The 24,506-nt window shown below is 70.7% G+C and carries 19 protein-coding genes; 17 read left to right on the plus strand and 2 right to left on the minus strand.

The features are described from left to right. Positions 1-71: 71 nt before the first annotated feature. On the minus strand, positions 72-530 hold the full coding sequence (locus tag BJ992_RS10120) for a GNAT family N-acetyltransferase (protein ID WP_184979789.1): 459 nt from the start codon (positions 528-530) through the stop codon (positions 72-74). Positions 531-622: 92 nt separating this feature from the next. On the opposite strand from BJ992_RS10120, the gene BJ992_RS10125 reads away from it, so the two are divergent. From BJ992_RS10125 to BJ992_RS10195, 15 genes are all read left to right on the plus strand, one after another. Then, positions 623-979, plus strand: a complete 357-nt coding sequence (locus BJ992_RS10125) for a hypothetical protein (protein ID WP_184979791.1) — start codon at positions 623-625, stop codon at positions 977-979. A gap of 66 nt (positions 980-1,045) precedes the next feature. Next, complete coding sequence (locus BJ992_RS10130) at positions 1,046-2,551, plus strand: CBM96 family carbohydrate-binding protein (protein WP_221474749.1); 1,506 nt, start codon at positions 1,046-1,048, stop codon at positions 2,549-2,551. 15 nt (positions 2,552-2,566) lie between these two features. Then, positions 2,567-3,613 (plus strand): TolB family protein, encoded by a 1,047-nt coding sequence (locus BJ992_RS10135; RefSeq protein ID WP_184979793.1) that lies wholly within the window; start codon positions 2,567-2,569, stop codon positions 3,611-3,613. Positions 3,614-4,120: 507 nt separating this feature from the next. Then, positions 4,121-5,383: an ABC transporter substrate-binding protein gene (locus BJ992_RS10140; protein ID WP_184979795.1), complete on the plus strand. Its 1,263-nt coding sequence runs from the start codon at positions 4,121-4,123 to the stop codon at positions 5,381-5,383. 74 nt (positions 5,384-5,457) lie between these two features. Then, positions 5,458-6,411: a carbohydrate ABC transporter permease gene (locus BJ992_RS32735; RefSeq protein ID WP_343072582.1), complete on the plus strand. Its 954-nt coding sequence runs from the start codon at positions 5,458-5,460 to the stop codon at positions 6,409-6,411. Between the two features lie 11 nt (positions 6,412-6,422). Next, positions 6,423-7,265 carry a carbohydrate ABC transporter permease gene (locus BJ992_RS10150; protein ID WP_221474750.1) on the plus strand — a complete coding sequence of 281 codons (843 nt, stop codon included), beginning with the start codon at positions 6,423-6,425 and terminating at the stop codon, positions 7,263-7,265. Between the two features lie 77 nt (positions 7,266-7,342). Then, positions 7,343-7,552, plus strand: coding sequence for an acyl-CoA carboxylase epsilon subunit (locus BJ992_RS10155; protein ID WP_184979799.1), 210 nt, complete (start codon positions 7,343-7,345; stop codon positions 7,550-7,552). A gap of 140 nt (positions 7,553-7,692) precedes the next feature. Then, positions 7,693-8,682, plus strand: coding sequence for a DUF1702 family protein (locus BJ992_RS10160; RefSeq protein ID WP_184979801.1), 990 nt, complete (start codon positions 7,693-7,695; stop codon positions 8,680-8,682). A gap of 237 nt (positions 8,683-8,919) precedes the next feature. Then, positions 8,920-9,879, plus strand: coding sequence for a DUF1702 family protein (locus BJ992_RS10165; protein ID WP_281390324.1), 960 nt, complete (start codon positions 8,920-8,922; stop codon positions 9,877-9,879). Then, the gene (locus BJ992_RS10170) at positions 9,876-11,837 is read left to right on the plus strand and encodes an ASPIC/UnbV domain-containing protein (RefSeq protein WP_184979805.1); all 1,962 of its coding nucleotides are present in this window, start codon (positions 9,876-9,878) and stop codon (positions 11,835-11,837) included. The genes BJ992_RS10165 and BJ992_RS10170 overlap by 4 nt, the downstream gene beginning before the upstream one ends. Before the next feature lie 5 nt (positions 11,838-11,842). Continuing rightward, the gene (locus tag BJ992_RS10175) at positions 11,843-12,817 is read left to right on the plus strand and encodes an enediyne biosynthesis protein (protein WP_184979807.1); all 975 of its coding nucleotides are present in this window, start codon (positions 11,843-11,845) and stop codon (positions 12,815-12,817) included. After that, on the plus strand, positions 12,814-18,594 hold the full coding sequence (locus BJ992_RS10180; RefSeq protein ID WP_184979809.1) for a type I polyketide synthase: 5,781 nt from the start codon (positions 12,814-12,816) through the stop codon (positions 18,592-18,594). The genes BJ992_RS10175 and BJ992_RS10180 overlap by 4 nt, the downstream gene beginning before the upstream one ends. Before the next feature lie 3 nt (positions 18,595-18,597). Then, a complete protein-coding gene (locus tag BJ992_RS10185) occupies positions 18,598-19,035 on the plus strand; it encodes an acyl-CoA thioesterase (RefSeq protein ID WP_184979811.1) in 438 nt (145 codons plus the stop codon). 19 nt (positions 19,036-19,054) lie between these two features. After that, entirely contained in the window at positions 19,055-19,594 is a 540-nt protein-coding gene (locus BJ992_RS10190) for a flavin reductase (protein WP_184979813.1), read from the plus strand. Next, a complete protein-coding gene (locus tag BJ992_RS10195; protein WP_184979815.1) occupies positions 19,591-20,991 on the plus strand; it encodes a cytochrome P450 in 1,401 nt (466 codons plus the stop codon). Before BJ992_RS10190 ends, BJ992_RS10195 begins: the two co-directional genes overlap by 4 nt. A 64-nt stretch (positions 20,992-21,055) precedes the next feature. On the opposite strand, the gene BJ992_RS10200 is transcribed toward BJ992_RS10195, so the two are convergent. After that, entirely contained in the window at positions 21,056-21,823 is a 768-nt protein-coding gene (locus BJ992_RS10200; RefSeq protein ID WP_184979817.1) for a helix-turn-helix transcriptional regulator, read from the minus strand. Between the two features lie 372 nt (positions 21,824-22,195). Here BJ992_RS10200 and BJ992_RS10205 point away from each other — a divergent pair, with 372 nt between their 5' ends. Both BJ992_RS10205 and BJ992_RS10210 read left to right on the plus strand, forming a co-directional pair. Further along, positions 22,196-22,756, plus strand: coding sequence for a DUF5987 family protein (locus BJ992_RS10205; protein ID WP_184979819.1), 561 nt, complete (start codon positions 22,196-22,198; stop codon positions 22,754-22,756). Further along, positions 22,753-24,408, plus strand: a complete 1,656-nt coding sequence (locus BJ992_RS10210; RefSeq protein WP_184979821.1) for an FAD-dependent oxidoreductase — start codon at positions 22,753-22,755, stop codon at positions 24,406-24,408. Before BJ992_RS10205 ends, BJ992_RS10210 begins: the two co-directional genes overlap by 4 nt. Positions 24,409-24,506: the final 98 nt, after the last annotated feature.

Raw genomic sequence — 24,506 nt, forward strand, 5'->3', positions numbered from 1 at the left:
GGGGGGACACCCTTCGCCGAGCGGAAGGAACGCGACCCGCGGGCCACCGCACAAGGAACCCGGCCGGCGGGTCAGCTCTCGCCGAGCACCAGGAGCAGGTGCTCCACACCGTCGTGCAGGACCGTGCCGGCGTCCTGGAAGCCGTGGCGCCGCAGCAGCCGGACCGACGCGGTGTTGCCGGCCGCCGGGTCGGCGTACAGCGGCCGGATCTTCTCTTCCTGCAGGAAGAGCGCGAGGGCCTCGGTGCCGACGCCTTTGGACCAGTACTCGCGGCCCAGCCAGTAGCCGATGAAACGGCGGTCCTCCTCCCACCAGGACAGGACGTTGCCGGCGAGCCGGCCGTCCACGGTGATGGCGCGGATGAGATTGGCCGGGTCGCCGAGGACGACCGTGCGCCAGTGGTTCATGAAGCGGGTGCGCTCGCGCGGGGGGAAGTTGGCGCGCCGCGCGGCCTCGGGGTCCTGCTCCTGCTCGTGGAAGACCTCGAGGTCGGAATCCTGGACGGGACGGAGTCGTATGTCACGGGTCATGCGGGAAGTCTGCCGGACGGCGGTGACAAAACCGGTGGCGCGGCCCGGGACGTGTACAGTGCTGCCTGCCGGACACGGGGTCGTGGTGCGTAGTGATCGAACTTGGCGCGCGGGAGCGCAAGCAGGCTCCTCCGCCGCACGTGGTGTGGGAGTGCCTGAACGAGCCGAGACGGCCGGGCTCGCGGCCGTGGCTGGACCTGCGCGAAGGCGAGGTCGAGCCGCGGATCGTCGAGGCGGTGCGGCCCACGCTCGTGGTGTGGTCGTCACTGTGGCCGTCCCGGCCGAGGGACGTCATCCGGTTCGACCTGCGTGAGGCGGGTCAGGGCTGCTCACTGCGCTGGACGCTGCTGACCCCCGACGAGGCGCCGGCCGCCGCGTTGGTCGGCCACTACCGGTACCGCCTCAACTACCTGATCAACGCCAGGCTGCGGTACTCGTTCGGCCAGTAGGCGAGCATCTCCCACGGCGCCGGAGGCCGGGTGGAGGAGAATGACCCACCCGGGAGGAAAGCCAGAATGCTCAGGCGCAAGTTCGTGATCGTGCTGCTGCTCGTCGCCGTCGTCGCCGGAGGCGTCGCCGTCGCGGTGACCATGGCCCGTGACGAGCCGGCCGCCTCCGCGGCCACCACCACCTTCACGCCTGCCGCCGACACCTACGTGGACGCCTCCGCGGCGTCCGTCAACTACGGCACGACCCCGCGCCTCGGGGTGGACGGCTCGCCGGTCAAGCGGATGTTCCTGCGGTTCGACGTCACCGGGCTGAGCGGGGCCGTCACGTCGGCCAGGCTCCACGTCCACACCGCCGACGTGTCCGGCGCGGGAAGCGACAGCGGCGGCACGGTCCGCGCCGTGAGCGACCACACGTGGCAGGAGACCGGTGTCACCTGGCGTGACCAGCCCGCCGTCGACGGCGCGACCCTCGGCTCCCTCGGCCGGGTGGCCCGCGCCACGTGGTACGAACTCGACGTCACCTCGGCCGTGCGCGGTGACGGCGCGTACGCCTTCGGCGTGACGTCCGCCGACGGGAACGGCGCCGACTACGACTCCCGTGAGAGCGGCCCGACGGCGCCACAGCTGGTGATCACGACCACCGGTTCCGGGACGCCGGGAACGTCCGGCGGGCCCCGGACGCCGGCCGGACCCGGCGAGTCCACCGGTCCCGGAACGTCCACCGGTCCGCAGGAGTCCGAGGGACCGGCCGCGTCAGGCGGTCCCACGCCGTCCGGTGACCCGGTGCTGGTCGGCGCTGGGGACATCGCGAGCTCGGGGAACGGCGACAGTGCCACCGCCGACCTGCTCGACGACATCCCGGGGACGGTCTTCACGGCCGGCGACGACGCCTACCCGAGCGGCAGGGCCGCCGACTTCGCCGAGTTCTACGAGCCCACCTGGGGCCGGCACAAGGCGCGCACGCGGCCGGTGCCGGGAAACCACGAGTACCGCACGGGGGGTGCCGCCGGGTACTTCGGTTACTTCGGCGCCGCGGCCGGCGATCCGGGCAAGGGCTACTACTCCTACGACCTCGGCGAGTGGCACGTGGTGGCGCTGAACTCCAACTGCGGGGAGGTGGGGGGCTGCGACGCCGGCTCGCCGCAGGAGCGGTGGCTGCGCGCGGATCTCGTGGCGAGCGCGAAGCCCTGCACCCTGGCGTACTGGCACCACCCGAGGTTCACCTCCGGCGCCGACCACGCGCCGGACACGTCGGTCGGGCCGCTGGTGCGCGCGCTGTACGACAACGACGCCGAGGTGGTCGTCACGGGGCACAACCACCAGTACGAGCGGTTCGCTCCGATGGACCCGCGCGGCAGGCTGGACGAGGCGCGCGGCATCCGTCATTTCGTGGCCGGCACCGGAGGCGCGGCCTTCTACCGCTTCGGCACGATCCTCCCCAACAGCGAGGTTCGCGACAACGGCACCTTCGGCGTGCTGAAGTTCACCCTGCATCCGGATTCCTACACCTGGGAGTTCGTCCCCGAGGCCGGCGGGACGTTCACCGACAGCGGCACGACGTCCTGCCACTGACCGGCCGGGACGACGATGGAGAAGCTGAGCGTCCGTACGCGCGTGGCGGTCGTCGTGTGCGCGGCCCTGCTGCTCGCCGCCACGGCCACCGTGTACGTCCTGCGGGCCCGGCACGGCGGCTCCGCACCGGGTGGCGTGGCGCCGAGCGGGTCCGGCGCGCCGCGCGACGGAGCCGGCGCGGGGCCCGGCGAGCCGTATGCCGGAGGCGCACCGGCCTGGGCCGGGGACGGCCGGTTGCAGGTGCTGAGCAACGGTGTGCTGTCCACGGTGACGGCACGGGACCCGAGCGGGCCGCGCACCGTCACGACGTGGCGGTGCGACCGCGCGTACGCCGCGCGCGGCACCGTCGCCTGCCTGCGGCCGGTGGACGCGCTGCGCCGCACGAGGCTCGTCGTGCTCGGCCGGGACCTGCGGGAACGGCGCTCGGTGCCGCTCACCGGATTCCCGAACCGGCTGCAGGTGTCCGGCAGCGGCCGGATGGTCGCCTGGACGTTGTTCGTCGACGGCCACTCCTACGCGGCGGACGGGTTCTCCACCGGCGCGGGCATCCTGGACACACGCACCGGAGCGGTCGTCACCTCACTGGAGCGCTTCGCGATCACCCTCGGCGGACGCCGGTACCAGGCGCCGGACGTCAACGTCTGGGGTGTCACCTTCGCACGGGACGACACCACCTTCTACGCCACGATGTCCACCGGCGGACGCCGCCACCTGGTCGAGGGTGATCTCACGGCCAGAACCCTGCGCGCCGTCAGAGAAGGGATCGAGTGTCCCTCGCTGTCCCCGGACGGCACCCGCCTGGCGTTCAAGTCCGCAGTGAACGGCGACCCGGCCCGCGGCTGGCGGCTGTCGGTCCTGGACCTCGCGACGGGGAGGGTCACGGCCTCGGCCGAGTCCCGGAGCGTGGACGACCAGGCCGTCTGGCTCGACGGCCGCACCCTCGCGTACGGCCTCCAGCGTCCCGACGGCGTCAACGACGTGTGGACGGTCCCCGCCGACGGCACCGGTCACCCGAGGGTGCTGGTGCCGCAGGCCTCGTCCCCCGCGCTCGACCGGCCGTGACAGCGGTCTCACCGGGCCTGGCACACGAGGCTGGAGATACGTGAAGTGGCTCCTGGTTCTTGACTGTGGGACTGACCAGAGCAAACATCCGATTATTACGGATGTGTTGCCGACGGATTATCGGGACTGCGGAAGGGGCATGCTAGGTCCGATCGGAACGATGCCGAAAGTTTCGGACTCCGCTGCGTGCCGGAGAGCCGGAACTATGTGACGGTTCGGCATCGTTACGGTACGGCAGACGGAAACGGTTCTGCGAGAAGAGCTCTGGTAAGCCGGTACGCAGATGGTGGCGGGCTCTCCTCGATCTGTGGCCGAAAGTTTAGGAGTCACGATGTAACTTTCGCCGCCGACGCGGCCGTATTCATCGGACGGTCGCTGGGCCGATTCCACACGCGGTTCGTGTGAGACAACGACCGTCGTCCTCATCGGAGGGACGGCGTCGGCACCGCTTCTGCACCTCACCCCCCTGACCACCGCACAGTGAAAGAGGTCGCCGTGAAATTCCGCATGGTCGCAGCGGTCGGTTCCGCCTTGGCGGTTCTCGCCATGTCGGGTTGTTCCGGCTCGTCGGGTGGCACGCCTTCCGAAAGTGCCGCCGGCAAGTCGTTCGAGTTCTGGTCGTTCACCGGCATCAACCAGAAGGCCGACGTCGCCAAGTACAAGGAGAAGCGACCCGACGTCGAGGTGAAGCTGACCGAGGTCGGCGGCGCCACGGAGACGGCGCAGGCGCTCACCACGGCGCTCGCCGGCGGCAAGGTGCCGGACCTGGTGCTGATCCAGGGGGACAACCTGCCGAAGTTCGTGCAGCAGCCGCAGAACTTCGTCGACCTGCGCACGCTCGGCGCGGACAAGATGAAGAGCGACTACCTGGACTGGGTGATCAGCCAGTCCGTCGCCAAGGACGGCTCGATCATCGGGATCCCGACGGACGTCGGCGGCATGGCGGTCGCGTACCGGACCGACCTGTTCAAGGAGGCCGGGCTGCCGACCGACCGCGACGAGGTGTCCAAGCTGTGGCCCACGTGGGACGCCTTCATCGAGACCGGTAAGAAGTACACCGCCGCCACCGGCAAGGCGTTCATCGACAACGCCGGCACGGGGATCTTCTACCAGGCGGTCAACCAGGTGTCGCAGAAGTACTACGACCCGGCCGGCAACCCCGTGTACGACAAGAACCCCGAGGTGAAGGCGGCGTTCGACCTCGGGCTGAAGGCCGTGGCCGCCAAGATCACCGCGCGGCAGGCGTCGTTCTCCGACGCCTGGAGCGCCGGCATCAAGAAGGGTGACTTCGCGGTCATCGCCGCGCCGTCCTGGATGCTCGGCCAGCTCAAGGACAACGCGCCGGACACCAAGGGCAAGTGGGACCTCGCCAAGATCCCGGGTGGGGCCGGTAACTGGGGCGGCAGTTACCTCGCGATCCCCAAGCGGGCCAAGAACCCCAAGGCGGCCTGGGAGTACATCAGCTCGACGCAGTCCCCGCAGGGCCAGCTCCAGCACTTCACCGAGGCGGGGTCGCTGCCGACCACGCCGTCGGTCTACAAGGACCCGAAGCTCACCTCGGTGAAGGAGCCGTTCTTCAACGACGCTCCCATCGGCACGATCTACACCGACTCGCTGCTCGGGCTGAAGCCGTTCCTCATCGGGCCGGACAGCGCCGTGATGGGCCAGGAGTTCCTGAACGCCATCACCAACGTCGAGCAGGGCAAGGGTGACCCGGCCAAGGCCTGGGACGCGGCGCTGACCGCCATCAGGACCGCGATCGGCGGCTAGGCACTCTGCCACGTGCGCCGCCGGGGCCCGGCCTGAGCGCCGGGCCCCGGCGGCGGGGAAGCGACGGAAAAAGCGTGACGACCATCAGCCCTGCCCGGGCCACCATCACCCCGCCGCCGGCTCCGGCGGCGCCGCGGCGCAGGCTCACCGACATCCTGGCGCCTTACGCCTACATCGCGCCGTTCTTCGCGATCTTCGCGGTGTTCGGCCTCATCCCGCTGCTGTTCACGTTCTACGTGGCACTGTTCGACTGGAACCCCATCGGCGACCACGTGTTCATCGGCTGGGACAACTTCACCCGGCTCTTCGGCGACGTACGGTTCTGGAACGCGGTGCGCAACACGATCAGCATCTGGTTCCTTTCGAACGTGCCGCAACTGGCTTTCGCTCTGCTGCTGGCCCACCTGCTCAACCACGTGCGGCTGCGCTTCGCGGTGTTCTTCCGCATGTCGATGCTCGTGCCGTACATCACCTCGGTCGCGGCCACCGCCATCGTGTTCTCACAGATCTTCGACCGCGACTACGGACTGCTGAACTGGCTGATCGGCCTGTTCGGCTTCGAGCACATCGACTTCGTCCAGTCGGTCTGGGGGAGTCACGTGCTGATCGCCGTGATGGTCACCTGGCGATGGACCGGCTACACCACGCTGCTCTACCTGGCCTCGCTGCAAGCTGTCCCCCGGGGGATCTACGAGGCGGCGGCGGTCGACGGCGCGGGGACCTGGCGGCAGTTCCTGCACATCACCATTCCCTCGCTGCGGCCCGTCATCGTGTTCACGATCGTGACGTCGACGATCTACGGCCTGCAGATCTTCACCGAGCCCCTGCTGGTCTCCCGGACCACGCTGAACACCTGCGGCGCGGTCCGGCAGTGCCAGACGCTGACCCTCTTCCTGTACGAGCAGGGCTTCGGCCAGTTCGAGTTCGGTTACGCATCGGCGATCGGCGTGGCGCTGTTCCTGATGGTCGTGGTGTTCGCGGGGATCAACTTCTACCTGTCCACCCGGATCCGCCCGGGACGGCCATGAGCGGAGTGACGATGACAACGACGAACCGGCGGTCCGGCGACCGCGTCCGGTGGTGGACCTACGCGTTGCTGGCGCTCGCCGTGTTCGCCTGCGTCTTCCCGCTGTACTGGATGTTCGTGGTCGCCACGACCGACACGGCGGCGGCGACCGAACTGCCTCCCGAGATCGTGCCAGGCGGCAACTTCTTCCACCTGGCCGAGCTGGTCTTCACGACGGTGCCGTTCGTGCAGTCGATCGTCAACAGCCTGGTCGTGGCCGCGACGATCGGCGCGGGACAGGCGGTGCTGTGCGCGCTCGCGGGGTTCGCGTTCGCGAAACTGCGTTTCCGGGGCCGGAACGTCCTGCTCCTGGTCGTGGTGCTCACCATGACGGTGCCGACGGAGCTCGCGATCGTCCCCAGGTACATGATCATCTCGTGGCTGGAGTGGACCGACACGTTGCAGGCGCTGATCGTCCCGGGTCTCGCCAACGCGTTCGGGATCTTCTGGATGCGCCAGCACATCTCCTCCGCCATCAGTGACGAGATCCTCCAGGCCGCCAGGATCGACGGAGCGACCGTCTGGCAGATCTTCTGGCGCGTCGTCTTCCCGCTGGTGCGTCCGGCCGCCTTCGTGCTCGGCCTGCTCGGCTTCGTCACGGCCTGGAACGACTTCCTGTGGCCGTTCGTGGTGCTGAAGTCCCCGGAGATGTACACAGTGCAGATCGCGATCAAGGCGCTGCAGAACAGCTTCGCCATCGACCTCGGGCTCGCCATGTCGGGGTCGTTCCTCGCCACTCTGCCGCTGATCGTGCTGTTCGTGTTCGTCGGCCGCCGCATGGTCGCCGGCATCATGGACGGCGCCTTCAAGGGCTGAGCGCCGTTCCGCACGACGGAAGTTGTGCCGCGCCACCGGCGGAGCGACGCTCGAAGAGCCGGACTCCGGAGGTTGGCGTGGCACATTTCCCGTACCTCGAGGTGACCCGCGGCAATCCCACTCCTGAGGAGCTCGCCGCTCTCGTCGCCGTCCTCGCCTGGTTGGAGGACGCGGACGACACCGTCCCCGAGACCCCCCGCTCCGCCTGGTCGGACGGTGCCCGCACCGCGCGCCGTCCCCTGCCTTCGGGCCGCGACGCCTGGCGGACGAGCGGCTGGGTGAGCTGACTGCCGGGTGGTCGGCGGTAATGCGGCATAGCACCGCAATACGGGAGATGTGGCGCAACTATTCGGCATATGACGATGAAATGGCCTTGTTGGTGGCGCCGGACGGCCATCGGGCCGCCGTAATGTTAAGGAGGCCCATTATGCCGACCTTGCTGGGATCGATTCGCCGGTTGTTGCTGACACCGTCCATGGCCGACGTGACTTTCGAGGTGCGGGGTTTTCCCGTCACGCCTACCGACGCCACGCGGCGGCTTGAGGCCATTCCGCAGTCGGTGATCTGCGGGTTCGAATGGGGGATCGACGCCAGGAGCCAGTGGGAGGTGGAACGGCGGCTCGACCTCGTGGACCCCGAGTTCCGCGGCTTCGCCTACGAAGGCGCCACCATGGCGTTCACCGTGCTGGACGCCATGGCGGGTGGCCGGGGTCACAAGACGCGTGACCTCCTGATGGGGCCGGGACAGCCGCACATCTTCCTGACGTACATCGGTGTGGGGTTCGCGATGGCGCGGCTGCCGAGGCCGCTGTGGAAGAAGGTCATGCCGGACCTCACGGGCTCGGACTACTACCCGGTGATGACCTGGCTCGCGGTGGACGGCTACGCGTTCGACCGGGCCTACTTCGACACCCGGCGGTACGTCGACGAGCAGCGGCCCCTGGCGCCGTACCCGTGGGAAGGCGACGCGGACTACTTCCCGCGTGCCGCCGACCAGGGCATCGGCCGGGCCCTGTGGTTCATCCACGGCGGTGACCCCCTGGCCGTCGCCGCCGGGATCCGGCGGTTCGCGGCGCACCGGCACGCCGACCTGTGGAGCGGCGCCGGGCTCGCCGCGACGTTCGCCGGCGGCGCCACCGCCGAGGCGCTGCGGGTCCTGCGGGACGAGGCCGGCGAGTACCGGCCCGAGGTCGCGCAGGGCTCGGTGTTCGCCGCCAAGGCACGCCACTACGCGGGCCTCGGCGTCCCCGCGCACACCGAGACCGCGGCGGCCGTGCTGACCGGCCTCACCGTCGAGGACGCCGTCGCACTGGCCGACGCCACCGCCGTGACGCCGAAGGACGGCGGCCGGCTCCCGGCGTACGAACTGTGGCGCGGCAACGTCCGCGAGCGCCTCGCCGCCACGGTCGCCGCCTGACCCCCGCAGCCGCGCACGAGAAAGCGGCCGTCATCTGATTTCGCGCGCCTGAGAAAAGCGAAGCGCGGCGGATTGTTTCGCCATGCCCTGAGGACGTCCTTCTCGCAAATGCGGTGCGCACGTTAAAAGTGGCTGGACAAGAGCCCTCACGAGTACATCTATATAGAGAAATAACCCCAGTTGACAAGGGGCGAACCCCCGGGGGAGGAGAGGAACTTGGCCAGCGTTCTACGTTCATTGAGACGCCGTATCATGACACCCGACGTCTCGGAGACGAAGCTCGCGACGCGTGGTTTCCACGTGAAGAGCGACGCGGCCCGAGAATTGCTCGAAACGGTCGGCGAGAGCTTTCTCACCGGTTTCGCGCACGCCGTCGAGGCCCGCACCACCGCCGAGGCGGAGGAACGCCTCGAGCAGATCCCCCGGCAGTTCCGGGGGTTCGCCTACGAGGGAGCCGGCATGGGTTTCGGCATCCTCGACGTGATGCCGTTCTCCGGCGGACGTAAGGTCGCGGACTTCCTCGCCGGCCGCGGTGACGAGCACGTCTACATGGTGTACGTCGGGGTCGGCTGGGCCATGGCCCGCCTGCCGCGTTTCCTGTGGCCGAAGCTGCACGCACCCGACCCGCTGCTCCGGTGGCTGGCCCTGGACGGCTACGGCTTCCACCAGGCGTACTTCAAGACCGCGCAGTACGTGCACGGGCAGTACCAGGACCCCAAGTTCACCTGGCCCGGCGGCGGTTCCTCCGAGTACGCCAACCGGGTGATCGACCAGGGCATCGGCCGGGCCATGTGGTTCGTCGGCGGCACCGACCCCGACGTCGTCGCGTCGCTGATCGGCGGCTTCCCCGAGCACCGCCGCGCCGACATGTACGCCGGCGCGGGCCTCGCCGCGAGCTACGCCTGCGGCGCCGAGGAGGACGAACTCCACCGCCTGGCCGAGCACGCCGGGCCGTACCGCCCCCAGTTGTTCCAGGGTTCGGTGTTCGCGGCCGAGGCGCGGCTGCGTGCCGGCCTCGTCGTGCCGCACACGCTGCTCGCCACGAGTGTCTTCTGCGGCACCACCCCTGAGCAGGCGGCGCGGATCAGCGCCGACAACCTTCCCGACCAGCCGATCCATGGTGATGTGCCTGCCTACGAGGTGTGGCGCGCGCGCATCGCCGACCAATTCGTCTCACTTGGAGGTGTGAGCCAGTGACCGCGACAGTTGGCTGGCTTCGCAGGCAATTGCCGGGAGTCGTCGCTCTGGTACTGATCACGAGCGTCTTCCTGATCGCCCGCCTGCCCACGTACTCGGCCGCGGAAACGGCGGGGATCGCGAGCAAGTACTCGTTCTCGCCGATGTCCGTCGCGCTGCCGAGCGGCTACAAGCAGAAGTCCGTCCGCGAGGTCAACCAGTGGTACAAGCACATCGACGCGTGGATCTCGTCGGTCGGCGCGGCCATCTCGATGAACGACCTCGACGGCGACGGCCTGTCCAACGACCTGTGCCTCGTCGACACCCGCATCGACCAGGCCGTGGTCACCCCGACCCCCGGCGCCGGCTCCAACCGGTACGCGCCGTTCGCGCTGAACCCCGGCGTGCTGCCGATGAACGGCGTGATGGCCCCCATGGGCTGCGTCCCCGGTGACTTCAACGAGGACGGCCGCCGCGACCTGCTCGTCTACCTGTGGGGCCGCACCCCGATCGTGTACCTGGCCAAGGCGTCGGCCACCAAGCTGGACGCGGCCGCGTTCACCCCGGTCGAGCTGGTGCCCGGCGCCAACTCCTCCGGCGGCAAGTACACCGGCCCGCAGTGGAACACCAACGTCGCCACGGTCGCCGACTTCGACGGCGACGGCCACGACGACGTCTTCATCGGCAACTACTTCGAGAACGGTCCCATCCTGGACCCGAAGCTCGCCGGCGAAGTGCACATGAACCACTCGATGTCGGACGCCAGCAACGGCGGTGAGGACTACTTCTTCCGCTTCACCGGCGCCACCGCGACCTCGGTGACGTACCAGAAGCTGGACAACGTCCTGCCTCGCTGGGTGTCCAAGGGCTGGGAGCTCGGCGCGGCGTCCAACGACCTCGACGGCGACCTGCTGCCTGAGCTGTACCTGGCCAACGACTTCGGCCCCGACCGCATGCTGTACAACAGGTCCACCCCGGGGAACATCAAGTTCTCCCTGGTGGAAGGCGTGCGCACGCCGCTGATCCCGAAGTCCAAGTCGGTCGGCCACGACTCCTTCAAGGGCATGGGCCTGGACTTCGGCGACCTCAACGGCGACGGCGTGTACGACATGTTCGTCAGCAACATCACCACCTCGTTCGGCATCCAGGAGAGCAACTTCCAGTTCGAGTCCACGGTGAAGGACCAGGCCGCGCTGCGCGCCAAGCTGCGCGAGGGCAAGGCGCCGTGGGAGGACAAGAGCGCTCCCCTCGGTACCGCGTGGTCCGGCTGGGGCTGGGACGTCAAGATCGAGGACTTCAACAACAGCGGCGTCCCCGCGATCGCGCAGGCGACCGGGTTCGTCAAGGGCCAGACCGACCGGTGGCCGCAGCTCCAGGAGCTCGCCACGGCCAACGACCAGATGCTGCAGAACCCGTTCTGGTGGCCGAACGTCCGCGAGGGCGACGACATCGGCGGCAGCCAGACGCTGCACCTGTTCGCCAAGGGTGCCGACGGCCGGTACGCCAACATCGCGCCGAGCCTCGGCCTCGCGGTGCCGGTGCCGACCCGTGGCATCGCGACCGGTGACGCCGACGGCGACGGCCGGATCGACATGGCGGTGGCCCGGCAGTGGGACGCGCCGATCTTCTACCAGAACACCAGCCCGGCCCCCGGTTCGTTCCTCGGCCTGAAGCTGACCAAGCCGCTGGCCGCCACCGCCACGGGGTCGGCGAAGACCGCCGGCATCCCGGCGACCGGCGCGCAGGTCAAGGTGACGACTCCGGACGGACGCGTCCTCATCAGCCGGGTCGACGGCGGCAGCGGCCACTCCGGCCGGCGCAGCAGCGACGTGCACATCGGTCTCGGCGCCGGCGTCACAGGACCCGTGAAGACCGAGATCTGCTGGCGCGACGCCACAGGCAAGGTCCAGATGCAGGTTCTCCAGCTCACCCCGGGCTGGCATTCGTTCGAGCTCGGCCAGCAGGCCAAGGAGAAGTGATCGAGATGACCGACAAGAAGCCGAGCGCTCCGCCGCGGCACGACCCGAAGGTCGTCATCGCGCTGCGCAACTTCGCGATCTCCATCAGTGTCTTCAACACCATCGGCTACATCTTCCTCGGATTCGAGCAGCCGTGGCTGTGGCCCTTCATCGCGCTGGCCACCGGTTACAGCACCGAGATCCTCCTTGAGAAGATCGGCGCCAGGGTCGAGGGCCGCGCTCCCCGCTACGCCGGCAACGGCAAGCGCGGGCTGATCGAGTTCCTCTACCCGGCGCACATCACCAGCCTCGCCATGAACATGCTGATCTACGTCAACGACCAGGTCCTGGTGATGATGTTCGGCGTGGTGGTGGCGGTCGGCGCCAAGTGGATCCTGCGCGCACCGGTGAAGGGCCGCATGCGGCACTTCATGAACCCGTCCAACTTCGGCATCGCCATCATCCTGCTGGTGCTGCCGTGGGCCAGCATCGCGCCGCCGTACCACTTCACCGAGCACCCCGACGGCTGGGTGGACTGGCTGATCCCCGGCCTGATCATCGTCGGCGGCACCATGCTGAACGGCAAACTCACCGGCCGCATGCCGCTGATCATGGGCTGGGTCGGCGTGTTCGCGCTCCAGGCGATCGTCCGCGGGCTGCTGTTCGGCACCTCGATATCCGCCGGGCTCGCCATGATGACCGGTGTCGCGTTCGTCCTGTTCAGCAACTACATGGTCACCGACCCCGGCACCAGCCCGTCGAGACCCATGAACCAGGTGCTGTTCGGCGGCGGCATCGCCGCGATGTACGGCCTGCTGACCGGCGTCCACATCCCGTACGCGCTGTTCTTCGCCACCGCCGCCGTCTGCGCCATCCGCGGCTGCTGGTTCTGGGGCCTGCACTTCGCCAACAAGGCCCGCGAGCAGCGTGAGGCCGAGGCGCTGCGCGCCGCGCAGGCCACCGTGGACGCGACCGCGCGGAAAGAGGTCGCTGCGGTATGACCAGGATCGCGATCGTCGGCATGGCGTGCCGCTATCCGGACGCGGCGTCGCCTAAGGAACTGTGGGAGAACGCTCTCGCAGGCCGGCGCGCCTTCCGGCGGCTGCCCGACGTGCGCATGCGGTCGGAGGACTACTGGGATCCCGATCCGGGGACCCCGGACCGGTTCTACGCGCGCACCGCGGCCGTCATCGAGGGCTACGAGTTCGACCGGATCGGCTACAAGATCGCGGGAAGCACGTACCGCTCGACCGACCTCACGCACTGGCTGGCCCTCGACATGGCGGGCCGCGCGCTCGCCGACGCCGGTTTCCCCGGCGCCGAGGGCCTGCCCCGCGAACGCACGGGTGTCGTCGTCGGCAACACGCTGACCGGGGAGTTCACCCGGGCCAACGTGATGCGGCTGCGCTGGCCGTACGTGCGGCGCACCGTCGGCGCGGCCCTGAAGGACCAGGGCTGGGACGACGACCGGCTGGAGCGGTTCCTCGCCGACCTGGAGGCCGGCTACAAGGCGCCGTTCCCCGCCATCGACGAGGACACCCTGGCCGGCGGCCTGTCCAACACCATCGCCGGCCGGATCTGCAACCACTTCGACCTCAACGGCGGCGGCTACACCGTCGACGGCGCGTGCTCCTCGTCGCTGCTGTCGGTCACCACCGCCTGCAAGGCCCTCATCGACGGCGACGTCGACGTCGCGATCGCGGGTGGGGTGGACCTGTCCATCGACCCGTTCGAGATCGTCGGCTTCGCCAAGACCGGCGCGCTGGCCAGGAGCGAGATGCGGCTGTACGACCGCGACTCCAACGGCTTCTGGCCCGGCGAGGGCTGCGGCATGATCGTCCTGATGCGTGAGGCGGACGCCGTGGAGCAGCGGCGCCGCGTCTACGCGAGCGTCGCGGGGTACGGCATCTCCTCCGACGGCAAGGGCGGCATGACCCGTCCCGAGGTCAGCGGGTACCAGCTCGCGCTCAGCCGCGCCTACGAGCGCGCCGGGTTCGGCATGGACACCGTCGAGCTGTTCGAGGGACACGGCACCGGCACCGCGGTCGGCGACCTCACCGAGCTGACCGCGCTGTCGCGCAGCCGCGCCGCGGCGGGGCCCGCCGAGCGTCCGGCCGTGGTCACGTCCATCAAGGGCATGATCGGCCACGCCAAGGCCGCGGCCGGCGTGGCCGGGCTGATCAAGGCGGCCATGGCGGTGCACGAGCAGGTGCTGCCGCCGGCCATCGGGTGCGTCGAGCCGCACAAGGTGCTCACCGAGGACGGGGCCGCGCTGCGTGTGCTGCGCAACGCCGAGCCCTGGCCCTCGGGGGCCCCGGTGCGGGCCGGCGTCACCGCGATGGGGTTCGGCGGCATCAACACCCACGTGGTGCTGGAGCGCAGCGGCCCGCGCCGTCGCGTGCCGCTGACCAGCCGCACCAGGCAACTGCTGCGCGCGGTGCAGGACCGCGAGCTGCTGACCTTCGACGCCGCGTCCCCCGAGGGCCTGCGTCAGCGGCTCACCGAGGTGGCCGCGTTCGCCGCCACGGTGTCGTACGCGCAGCTCGCCGACCTCGCGGCCACCCTGCAGTCGGAGCTGCGCGACCTGCCGTACCGGGCCGCCGTGGTGGTGACCTCGCCGCAGGACGCCGAGCAGCAGATCCAGAAGGTCGTCGAGGCGCTGGACGCCGGGGAGACCCGGCTGCTCGCGACCGGCGGCCGCGCGTTCCTCGGCCACGCCGAAGGCCCCGGCCGGGTCGGGTACCTGTTCCCCGGCCAGGGATCGGGCCGCGGCACCAGCGGCGGCGCGCTGCGCCGCCGGTTCGCCGAGGTCGAGGAGATCTACGAGGAGGCGGCGCTGCCGTCCGGCGGCGACACGGTGGCGACCGCGGTGGCGCAGCCCCGCATCGTCACCGGGTCGATGGCCGGTCTGCGCGCGCTGTCGCTGCTCGGCGTGGAGGCCGACGTGGCGCTCGGCCACAGCCTCGGCGAGCTGTCGGCCCTGCAGTGGGCCGGCGCGATGGACGAGACCACGCTGCTGCGGATCGCCGCGCTGCGCGGCAAGGCCATGACCGAGCACAGCGCCTCGGGGACCATGGCGGGGCTGCGCGCGGCGCCGGAGGTCGTGGCCGACCTGCTCATCGGCCTGCCTGTGGTGATCGCCGGCTACAACGGCCCCGACCAGACCGTGATCGCCGGGCCGGTGGACGCGGTCGAGGCCGTGGGCCGCCGCGCCGCCGAGGCGGGGCTCACCTGCACGGCGCTCGCGGTGTCGCACGCCTTCCACTCGCCGCTGGTCGCGCCGGCGGCCGAGGAGTTCGGCGCGGCGCTGGCGGACGAGGAGTTCGGCCCCGTCACACGCAGGGTCGTCTCCACGGTCACCGGTCAGATGCTGGCCCCCGCGACCGACGTGCCGGCGCTGCTGCGGCGGCAGATCACCGACCCGGTGCTGTTCAGCCAGGCGGTGCAGCTCGCGGCCAAGGACATCGACCTGTTCGTCGAGGTCGGGCCCGGCCGGGTGCTGAGCGGTCTGGCGTCCTCGGTCTCCGACGTGCCGGCCGTTGCGCTCGACACCGACGACGAGTCGCTGGCCGGGCTGCTGCGGGTCGCCGCGGCGGCGTACGTCACCGGCGTCCCGGTGGTGCTGGAGGAACTGTTCCACGGCCGGCTGACCCGGCCGCTGGAGGTCGGGACCGAGTTCTCGTTCTTCGCCAGCCCCGTCGAGCAGGCCCCGCTGATCGGCGTCGGCGCGCGCACCGTCGTCCCCGCGCAGCGGCCCGCTCCCGCCGCCGTTCCCGCCGCGCCTGCGGTCGGTGAGGAACCGGCAGGAGAGTCCAGCATCGACCTGCTGCGCCGCCTCGCGGCCGAGCGGGCCGAGCTGCCGCTGGAGATGGTCCGCGAGGACAGCAGGCCGCTGGACGAGCTGCACCTCAGCTCGGTCACGGTCATGCACATCATCAGCCAGGCCACGCAACGGCTCGGCGTCCCCGCCGGTCAGGCGCCGACCAACCTCGCCACCGCGAGCCTGCGTGAGCTCGGCGAGGCGCTGGACGAGCTGGCCAAGGGTGCCAAGGACGGCACCGCGGTGAGCACCACGATCGCCGGCGCCGAAGCCTGGTCGCGGCCGTTCACCGTGGACCTCGACGAGGTGCGCCTGCCGGTGCGGACCGCGCCGCGCGAGGAGGGCCGCTGGCAGGTCTACGCGCCGGAGTCCGCGATCGCCGAGCCGCTGCGGCAGGCGCTCGAACGGGAGAACCTCGGGTCAGGCGTGCTGGTGTGCCTGCCGCAGGACTGCGCCGAGGAACACCTCACGCAGGCCCTGCTCGGCGCGCAGAAGGCGTTCGGCGGCGGCCCCGGCACGCGGTTCGTGCTGGTGCAGCACGGACGCGGCGCGGCGGGCCTGGCCAAGACGCTGTCGCTGGAGGCGCCGCACCTGCGCGTCACCATCGTCCACCTGCCGTCCGCCGCCGACGCCACGGCGCGGGTGGTGGCCGAGGTGGCCGCGACCACCCGGTACGCCGAGGTGTACTACGACGAGGCCGGCACGCGGCGCGTCCCGACCATGCGCGCCATGCCGGTGCGCGCCGCCGTCACCGAGCAGCCGCTCGGCGAAGGCGACGTGCTGCTGGTCACCGGCGGCGGCAAGGGCATCACCGCCGAGTGCGCGCTGGCCGTGGCCGCCGACACCGGCGCGGCCCTCGCCGTGCTCGGCCGCTCCGACCCCGCCGGGGACCCGGAGCTCGCCGAGAACCTCCGGCGCATGGCCGAGAACGGCACCGCCGTGCACTACGCGCGTGCCGACGTCACCGACGCCGACGCGGTGCGCCGCGCCGTCGCCGAGGTGGAGACCGTGCTCGGGCCCGTCACGGCGGTGCTGCACGGCGCCGGCCGCAACGAGCCCGCCGGGATCGCGAGCCTCGACGCGGCCGCGTTCCGCCGCACGTTCGCCCCCAAGATCGACGGCCTGCGCAACGTGCTCGGCGCCGTGGACGAGGGACGGCTGCGGCTGCTGGTGACGTTCGGCAGCATCATCGGCCGGGCCGGGCTGCACGGCGAGGCGCACTACGCCACCGCCAACGAGTGGCTCGCCGAGCTGACCCGCGAGGCGGGGGAGCGCAACCCCGGTCTCCGCGTCATCTGCATGGAATGGTCGGTCTGGTCCGACGTCGGCATGGGGGAACGCCTGTCGGTGGTGGACGGACTGGCCCGCAAGGGTGTCACGGCGATCTCGCCGGAGCACGGTGTCGCCATCATGCGGCGGCTGGTGTCCGACCCGGCGACGCCGCCGGTCGTGGTCGTCAGCGGCCGTACCGAGGGCATCGACACCGTCAGGTACGACCTGCCGGCGCTGCCGCTGCTGCGGTTCGTCGAGAAACCGCTGATCCGCTACCACGGCGTGGAGCTGGTCACCGAGGTCGAGATGAGCGCGGGGACGGACCTGTACCTGGCCGACCACCTGCTCGACGGCAACCTGCTGTTCCCCGCGGTGTTCGGCATGGAGGCCATGGCGCAGGCCGCCGCGGCCGTCACGGGCCGCGACGTCGCGCCGGTCATCGAGTCGGCCGAGTTCATGCGGCCGATCATCGTGCCGCCGGCCGGCAGCGGCACCATCAGGGTCGCCGCCACCGTCGTCGACGACGACACGGTGCGGGTCGCCATCCGCAGCGCGGAGACCGGCTTCGACGTCGACCACTTCCGCGCCACGCTGCGGCTCACCGGGGAAGGCGCGCCGGAAGGCGCACCCGACCAGGCCGCCGACGGCCTGCCGCCGGTGCCGATGGACCCCGCCACCGAACTGTACGGCGACGTGCTGTTCCAAGGCGGCAGGTTCCACCGGTTGCGCCGTTACCACAGAGGCGCCGCACGCCACGTCGACGCCGACGTGGCCGCGCTGGACGCGCCGGACTGGTTCGCCGGGTACCTCCCCGGTGAGCTGCTGCTCGGCGACCCCGGCATGCGCGACGCTCTCATGCACGGCAACCAGGTCTGCGTGCCGGACGCCACGCTCCTGCCGGTCGGCGTGGAGCGCATCCACCCCGGCGGCGCGGCCCTGGCCGCGGCCGGCGAGCTGCGGTACTGCGCCACCGAGCGCAGCCGCGACGGCGACACCTACTTCTACGACATCGCGGTGCGCACCCCCGCAGGCGACGTCGTGGAACGCTGGGAGGGCCTGCGGCTGCAGGCGGTGCGCAAGAAGGACGGACGCGGCCCCTGGCTCGCGCCGCTCCTCGGGTCGTACCTGGAGCGCACCCTGGAGGACCTCACCGGCACCAGGGTCGCCATCGCCGTGGAACCGCACACCGGTGAGGCCACCGAGCAGGACCGCACCCTGGTCGCGGCCGGCCGCGCGCTCGCCGGGCCCGCGGAGATCGGCTTCGCGGCGGACGGCAGGCCCCTGCCGTACGACGGCCGCACGGTGTCGGCGGCGCACGGCGCCGGCGTCACCCTGGCCGCCGTCGCGGCGGACTCAGGGCCGCTCGGCTGCGACGTCACCCCGGTCACCGGGGGGACGGCCGCCGAGTGGGCCGAACGGCTCGGGGAGCGTGCCGCGCTCGCCGGCGAGGTGGCCGCGGCGACCGGCGAGTCGCCGGACGTGGCGGGTGCGCGTGTGCTCGCCGCCATCGGCTGCCTCACCGCCGCCGGCGTCGGCGACGCCGTACCCCTCACCCTCACCCCGGCGGGGCGGGACGCGTGGGTCGTCCTCGCCGCGGGAGACACGCGGATCGCGACGCTCGTCACGACCCTGCGGGACGCTCCCCAGCCGGTGGTGTTCGCACTCCTCACCGAAGGGCGGTCCTAGGCCATGGCCGGGAGCAACTACTTCGAGTACCAGCACACGGTGGGGTTCGAGGAGACCAACCTCGTCGGCAACGTGTACTACGTGAACTACCTGCGCTGGCAGGGCCGGTGCCGCGAGCTGTTCCTCAAGGAACGCGCGCCTGCGGTGCTGGCGGAGCTCCAGGACGACCTGAAGCTGTTCACGCTGAAGGTCGACTGCGAGTTCTTCGCCGAGATCACGGCGTTCGACGAGCTGTCCATCAGGATGCGCCTGCACGACCTGGCGCAGACCCAGGTCGAGTTCACCTTCGACTACGTGCGGCTGGACCCCGGCGACGGCGGCGAGACCCTCATCGCCAGGGGACGGCAGCGCGTGGCCTGCATGCGCGGACCCAACACCCGCACGGTCCCGGCCAGGGTTCCCGAGTCCCTGGTCGCGGCCCTCGAACCGTACGCCGCGTAGGCGAGCCAGGAGGTAGCACGTGAAACTCAGCGACACCGTGCCCTTTCGCGAGGTGACGGACGTCAAGACCCTGCGGCGCGCGTTCGGGACGTTCGCCACCGGCGTCACGGTGGTGACCACCGGCGGGACGAACCCGCACGCCATGACCGCCAACTCCTTCACCTCGGTATCGCTCGACCCGCCGCTCGTGCTGATCTGCGTGGACCGTGGCGCCGTCATGCACCAGTGCCTGAGCGAGGCCGGCGCGTTCGGGGTGTCGGTGCTCGCCGCGCACCAGGAACCGGTGGCGATGCACTTCGCCAACCGCTGGCGCACCCTCGGCGCGGCGCAGTTCGACGCGGTCGACTGGCTTCCCGGCGAGGCGACCGGCGTGCCGCTGCTCAGCGGCACGCTGGCCAGCTTCGAGTGCGAGCTGTGGCGCACCTACGACGGCGGCGACCACACCATCTTCATCGGCAAGGTGCTGTCGCTGCACCAGCAGACCGACCAGGAGGCGCTGCTCGTGGTCAAGGGCCGGTTCCGGCAGGTCGGGCCGGACTGGAGCGAGGTGATCACATGACGGCCGGCGGGACGCGCCGGGTGCCGCCCGGCCCGCCCCGCTGGGCCGGGCCCGCGCTGTACCGCAGGCTGGTCGGGGACCGGCTCGGGCTGATGTCGGTGGCCGCGTCGTACGGCGACGCGACGCTGCTCCGGATCGGGCCGAAGAAGATGTACTTCTTCAACCACCCCGACCACGTCAAGCACGTGCTCACCGACAACGCCGCCAACTACCACAAAGGCGTGGGGCTGGTGCAGGCGCGGCGCGCCATCGGTGACGGGCTGCTGACCAGCGAAGGCGACCTGTGGCGCAAGCAGCGCCGCATGATCCAGCCGGTGTTCCAGAACAAGCGGATCTCCCAGCAGGCCGGCGTCATCGCCGCCGAGGCCGCCACACTGGTGGACCGGCTGCGGGCCCACGAGGGCAAGGGGCCCGTGGACGTCGTCAACGAGATGACGGGGCTCAGCCTCGGCGTGCTCGGCCGCACCCTGCTGGACGCCGACCTCGGCGCGTTCGGCGGCATCGGGCAGTCGTTCGAGGCCGTGCAGGACCAGGCGATGTTCGAGCTCGTGACACTCGGCATGGTGCCGCTGTGGACGCCGCTGCCGAAGCAACGGCGTTTCCGCAGGGCCCGCGCCGAGCTGCAGCGTGTCGTCGACCACCTGACGGCCGAGCGCCTCGCGCGCACCGGCGCCACGGGGGACGACGTCATCTCGCGGCTCATCGTGTCGACGCGCGAGGAGGCCGACGCGCGTGTCGGCCGCAAGCGGATGCGCGACGAGCTGGTCACGCTGCTGCTCGCCGGCCACGAGACGACCGCGAGCACGCTGTCGTGGACGTTCTCGCTGCTCGACCGGCACCCCGAGGTGCGGGAACGGCTGCACGAGGAGGCCGTCGCGGTGCTCGGCGACCGGCTGCCGGTCTACGAGGACCTGCACCGGCTGCGGTACACCGCGATGGTCGTCGAGGAGGTCATGCGGCTGTACCCGCCGGTGTGGATGCTGCCGCGTGAGGCCCAGGCCGACGACGTGGTCGGCGGGTACCACGTGCCGGCCGGGTCGGACGTGCTGATCAGCCCCTACACGCTGCATCGGCACCCCGCCTTCTGGGACGAGCCCGAGCGGTTCGACCCCGACAGGTTCGACCCCGACCGGCCCTCCAGCCGGCCGAGGTACGCGCACATCCCGTTCGGCGCGGGGCCTCGGTTCTGCGTCGGCAACCACCTCGGGATGATGGAGGCCACGTTCGTGATCGCCATGGTCGCGCGGGACCTGCGGCTCGCCACGGTCCCCGGGTACAAGGTCGTGCCCGAGCCCATGCTGTCGCTGCGCATCCGCGGCGGCCTGCCGATGACCGTCCACCCCGCGCGGGGGTCGTCCTCCGCGCGCGGACGGCAGGTGGCGGGCCTCGCCGGCTGATACGGCAACGCGAACGCCGCCCGGACCGTCACGGTCCGGGCGGCGTCTTCGTGTACGCGGGTGCTCAGCCCGCCTGGCGTACCGCCTCGTTCAGCAGGTCGCGCAGCGCGAGCAGCACCGGCGGGTCGAAGGGACGCATCGGACGCAGCTGCACGTCCGCCGGTCGTGGCACCGTGCCGGGACGGATCGTGATGGGCCCGTGCCGGCCGACGCAGAGCGCCTCGTCGCCGCCTGGCGCGTGGTCCATCGCGTCCTCGCGGCCCGCGGCCACCGACTGCGCGATCAGATGCCATTCCCCCTGGGGGACGTCCTCCAGCACGTAGGGGCCCGGCCGGTTCAAGATCGTGTACCGGACGGGCCGACCCTCCAGGATGCGGTCGGGGAACAGGCCGGCGAACACCGGCCGGTCGAGCAGGGGTGAGGTGATGGCGCCGCGCACGGTCGAGGTGAAGCCGTTCCTCGTGCCGTTGCGTGCGCCGGCCAGGGCCGTCCCCGGCACCGCTCCCTCCAGTTGCCGGTACTTCGTCGGCGAGACACCCACGCTGCTGGTGAACCGCGAGCTGAACGTCCCGACGCTGGAGTACCCGACCCGGTGACTGATGTCGGTCACCGTCAGCGACGTCGAGGCGAGCAGCCGTTTGGCCTCCTGCAGCCGCACGGCGGACAGAAAACGGCCAGGGGACAGACCCGTGACACGTTGGAAAACCCGTGAGAAGTGGAACTTGCTGAACATCGCCGTGCGTGCCATGTCGTTGATGGTGAGTTGTTCACTGAGGTTCTCGTGCATGCTTTTGACGACACGCATGACGGCCTGTTCGAGTTCCTTCTCCATCGCTCCTCCCGCGCATCGGAGGTGAAACACGCCCGCCTGGACCGGACGGGGGAAATGATTGATTTCCGCCCGTATTTGGTGTGCGACCCGGGAAATGAGCCCGAACACGCCACATCAACAGCACGGAGCCGATGACATCAACAATTGGCTTCAGGGGCCTCAGGGACAACCCCTACTCGCCCCCTGCCTGCTGATATGCGCCGCATCGCGCCTGAAAAAGGGCCTGTTCGATAGCCGGAACCGGCACCCGGATAGCGGCATCAGGGTCACCCCAGTCAATGCCCGCAGGGCAACGCGGAAGATGCGGACGCCGGAGGCCGAGCCGACGATGTACGAGTACCCAGAGGGACTTCACGCGTGAGGAAAACGCCTATGCGTACCCCAGAGGAAGAGCTGCGGACGATGACGCTTGAGGCGTTCGCGGACACCATCGTCCCCGGCGAGAAGCGTTCTCCTGGCGACCGTTCCGTCGCCGGCGCGTCCACCGGTGGAGGCGCCGTGCAGGCCGGCGCCATCGAATTGCTCGAATGGGACGCCACCGGTCTCACCGAGGGCCTTGACGGTTTCTCGTCCGCGCTCGACGCGCACGCCACGAACTACGCCGCCGAGCGCGGCGTCACTCTCGATGACAGCGTGCCACCCTTCGTGGCGCTCGACTTCGCGCAGCGCACCGAGCTGGTGCGCATTCTCACCACCCCGGGCCACCCCGAGAAGGCGCTGTGGGTCAGCCTCGCGCTGTTCAGCAACATGGCCTTCGACTCGGCGGCCCACATGCACACCGTCGACGCGCTCGCCGCGGGGCACCCCGGTCTGCTGGCGCTCGGCATCGAGAAGCCGGGCCCCGACGGGCTGTGGCGTTTCCCCGAGTTCTCCTACGGCCGCGAGCTGGCCGACCTGCACCCGGACACCACCCCCTCAGGGAGCCCCGCATGACCGGCATCGAACGCACCGACGTCCTCGTCGTCGGCAGCGGCTTCGGCGGCGCCATCGCCGCCTACCACCTCGCGGCCGGCGGCGCCAAGGTCGTCGTGCTGGAACGCGGCCCCTGGCTGAACGGCGAGGACTTCGACCAGGACTACAAGCTCGGCTCGTCCTACACCCGCGCGTTCGACTTCGTGGTCGGCGACGGCATGAGCATCCTCGGCGGCAACTGCGTCGGCGGCGGCAGCGTCGTGTACTTCGCCGCGATGCCGCGCGCGCCGCGTTTCGTGTTCGAACGGCACGGCAGCATCGGCCGCCGCATGTGGCCGTCCGCGGTCAGTCGCGACACCCTCGAACCGTGGTACGACCGGGTCGCCGAGTCCATCCCGATCACGCAGCAGACCTGGACCGACGTGCCGTACGCCGGCGGGCTGTGGGCCGCGGCCTGCAACCACGCCGGCCGCACCGCCAACCCCGTGCCGGCGGCCATCGACACCACCAAGTGCGTCAACTGCAACTGGATGATGGCCGGGTGCCGCTTCGACGCCAAGAAGTCGCTGCTGTTCACCTACCTGCCGGCGGCGCTGGCGCACGGCGCCGAGATCCGGCCGCTGCACGAGGTGCAGAAGATCGAGCGCAACCACGACGGCTCGTACCGCGTGCACTACGACCTGATGGACGAGGAGGACTACCGTCTCAGGTCGGACGGCGGCGCGATCGACGCCAAGATCATCGTGCTGGCCGCCGGCGCCGGCGCCACCCCCGTCATCCTGCAGCGCAGCGAGCCGACCCTCGGCACCATGCCGCACGCCGTGGGCCGGTACTTCTCCGGCAACGGCGAACGCCTCAACACCGCGATTCTCAACGAGGACAAGGTCCGCGAGGTCCTCGGCCTGGAACGCGGCGACGGCCTGGCCTACGAGGCCAACCAGATCGGCAAGGGCCCCGTGGTCGCCAACTGGGACCGCCTCGACGGCTCCCTGCCGGAGTACGAGCGCTTCTCCCTGGAGCAGCTCTACTTCCCGCCGGGCCTCGGCACCATCCTCGCGCAGGTCCCCGGCGCGCAGGGCCCGAGCTGGTTCGGCGTCGACAAGAAGGAGATGCTGAAGCGCTGGCGCTCCTGGCTGATCATCTTCCAGATGACCGAGGACGACAACGAGGGAGTCTTCGGCCCTCCACCGGCCAAGGGCAACGCCGACCGCCTCTCCCAGCAGATGCTCGGAGTGGGCCGCCTCCGCTACGACCCCACCCCCAACACCCTGCGCGGCTGGGCCCTCGCCGACGCCGAGTGCAAGGACATCCTGGAGCGCGACGGCCTCGCCGAGGTCGCCGCCTGGACCAACGACGTGGTAGGCGCCTACACCGTCCACCCGTTGGCCTCCTGCCGCATCGGCGACGACCCCGCCACCTCGGCCCTCGACGACCGCCACGAACTCCGCGGCCACCCCGGCATCTTCGTGACGGACGGCTCCGCCGTCCCCGGAGCCCTGACCGTCAACCCCGCCATGACCATCTCGGCCCTGGCCGAACGCGCCATCCCCGCCATAGTCCAGGCGGCCCAGGACCGAGGCGTCGACGTCACCTACGGCGCACCGGCCCCCGACGGCTCCACCAACGGCCGCCGCGGCGTCGCCGACCTCCTCCCGGCACTCACCCGCCGCTAGGCCGGATCCGGGCCGGTCGGATCCGGGCCGGTCAGACCCCTGACGTTGAGATCGCGGTGTGTGAGGTCTTGGCCGGTCAGATCCCCCGATCGGTGAGG

The sequence above is a fragment of the Sphaerisporangium rubeum genome (assembly GCF_014207705.1).
In the GTDB taxonomy this organism is placed as follows: Bacteria; Actinomycetota; Actinomycetes; order Streptosporangiales; family Streptosporangiaceae; genus Sphaerisporangium; species Sphaerisporangium rubeum.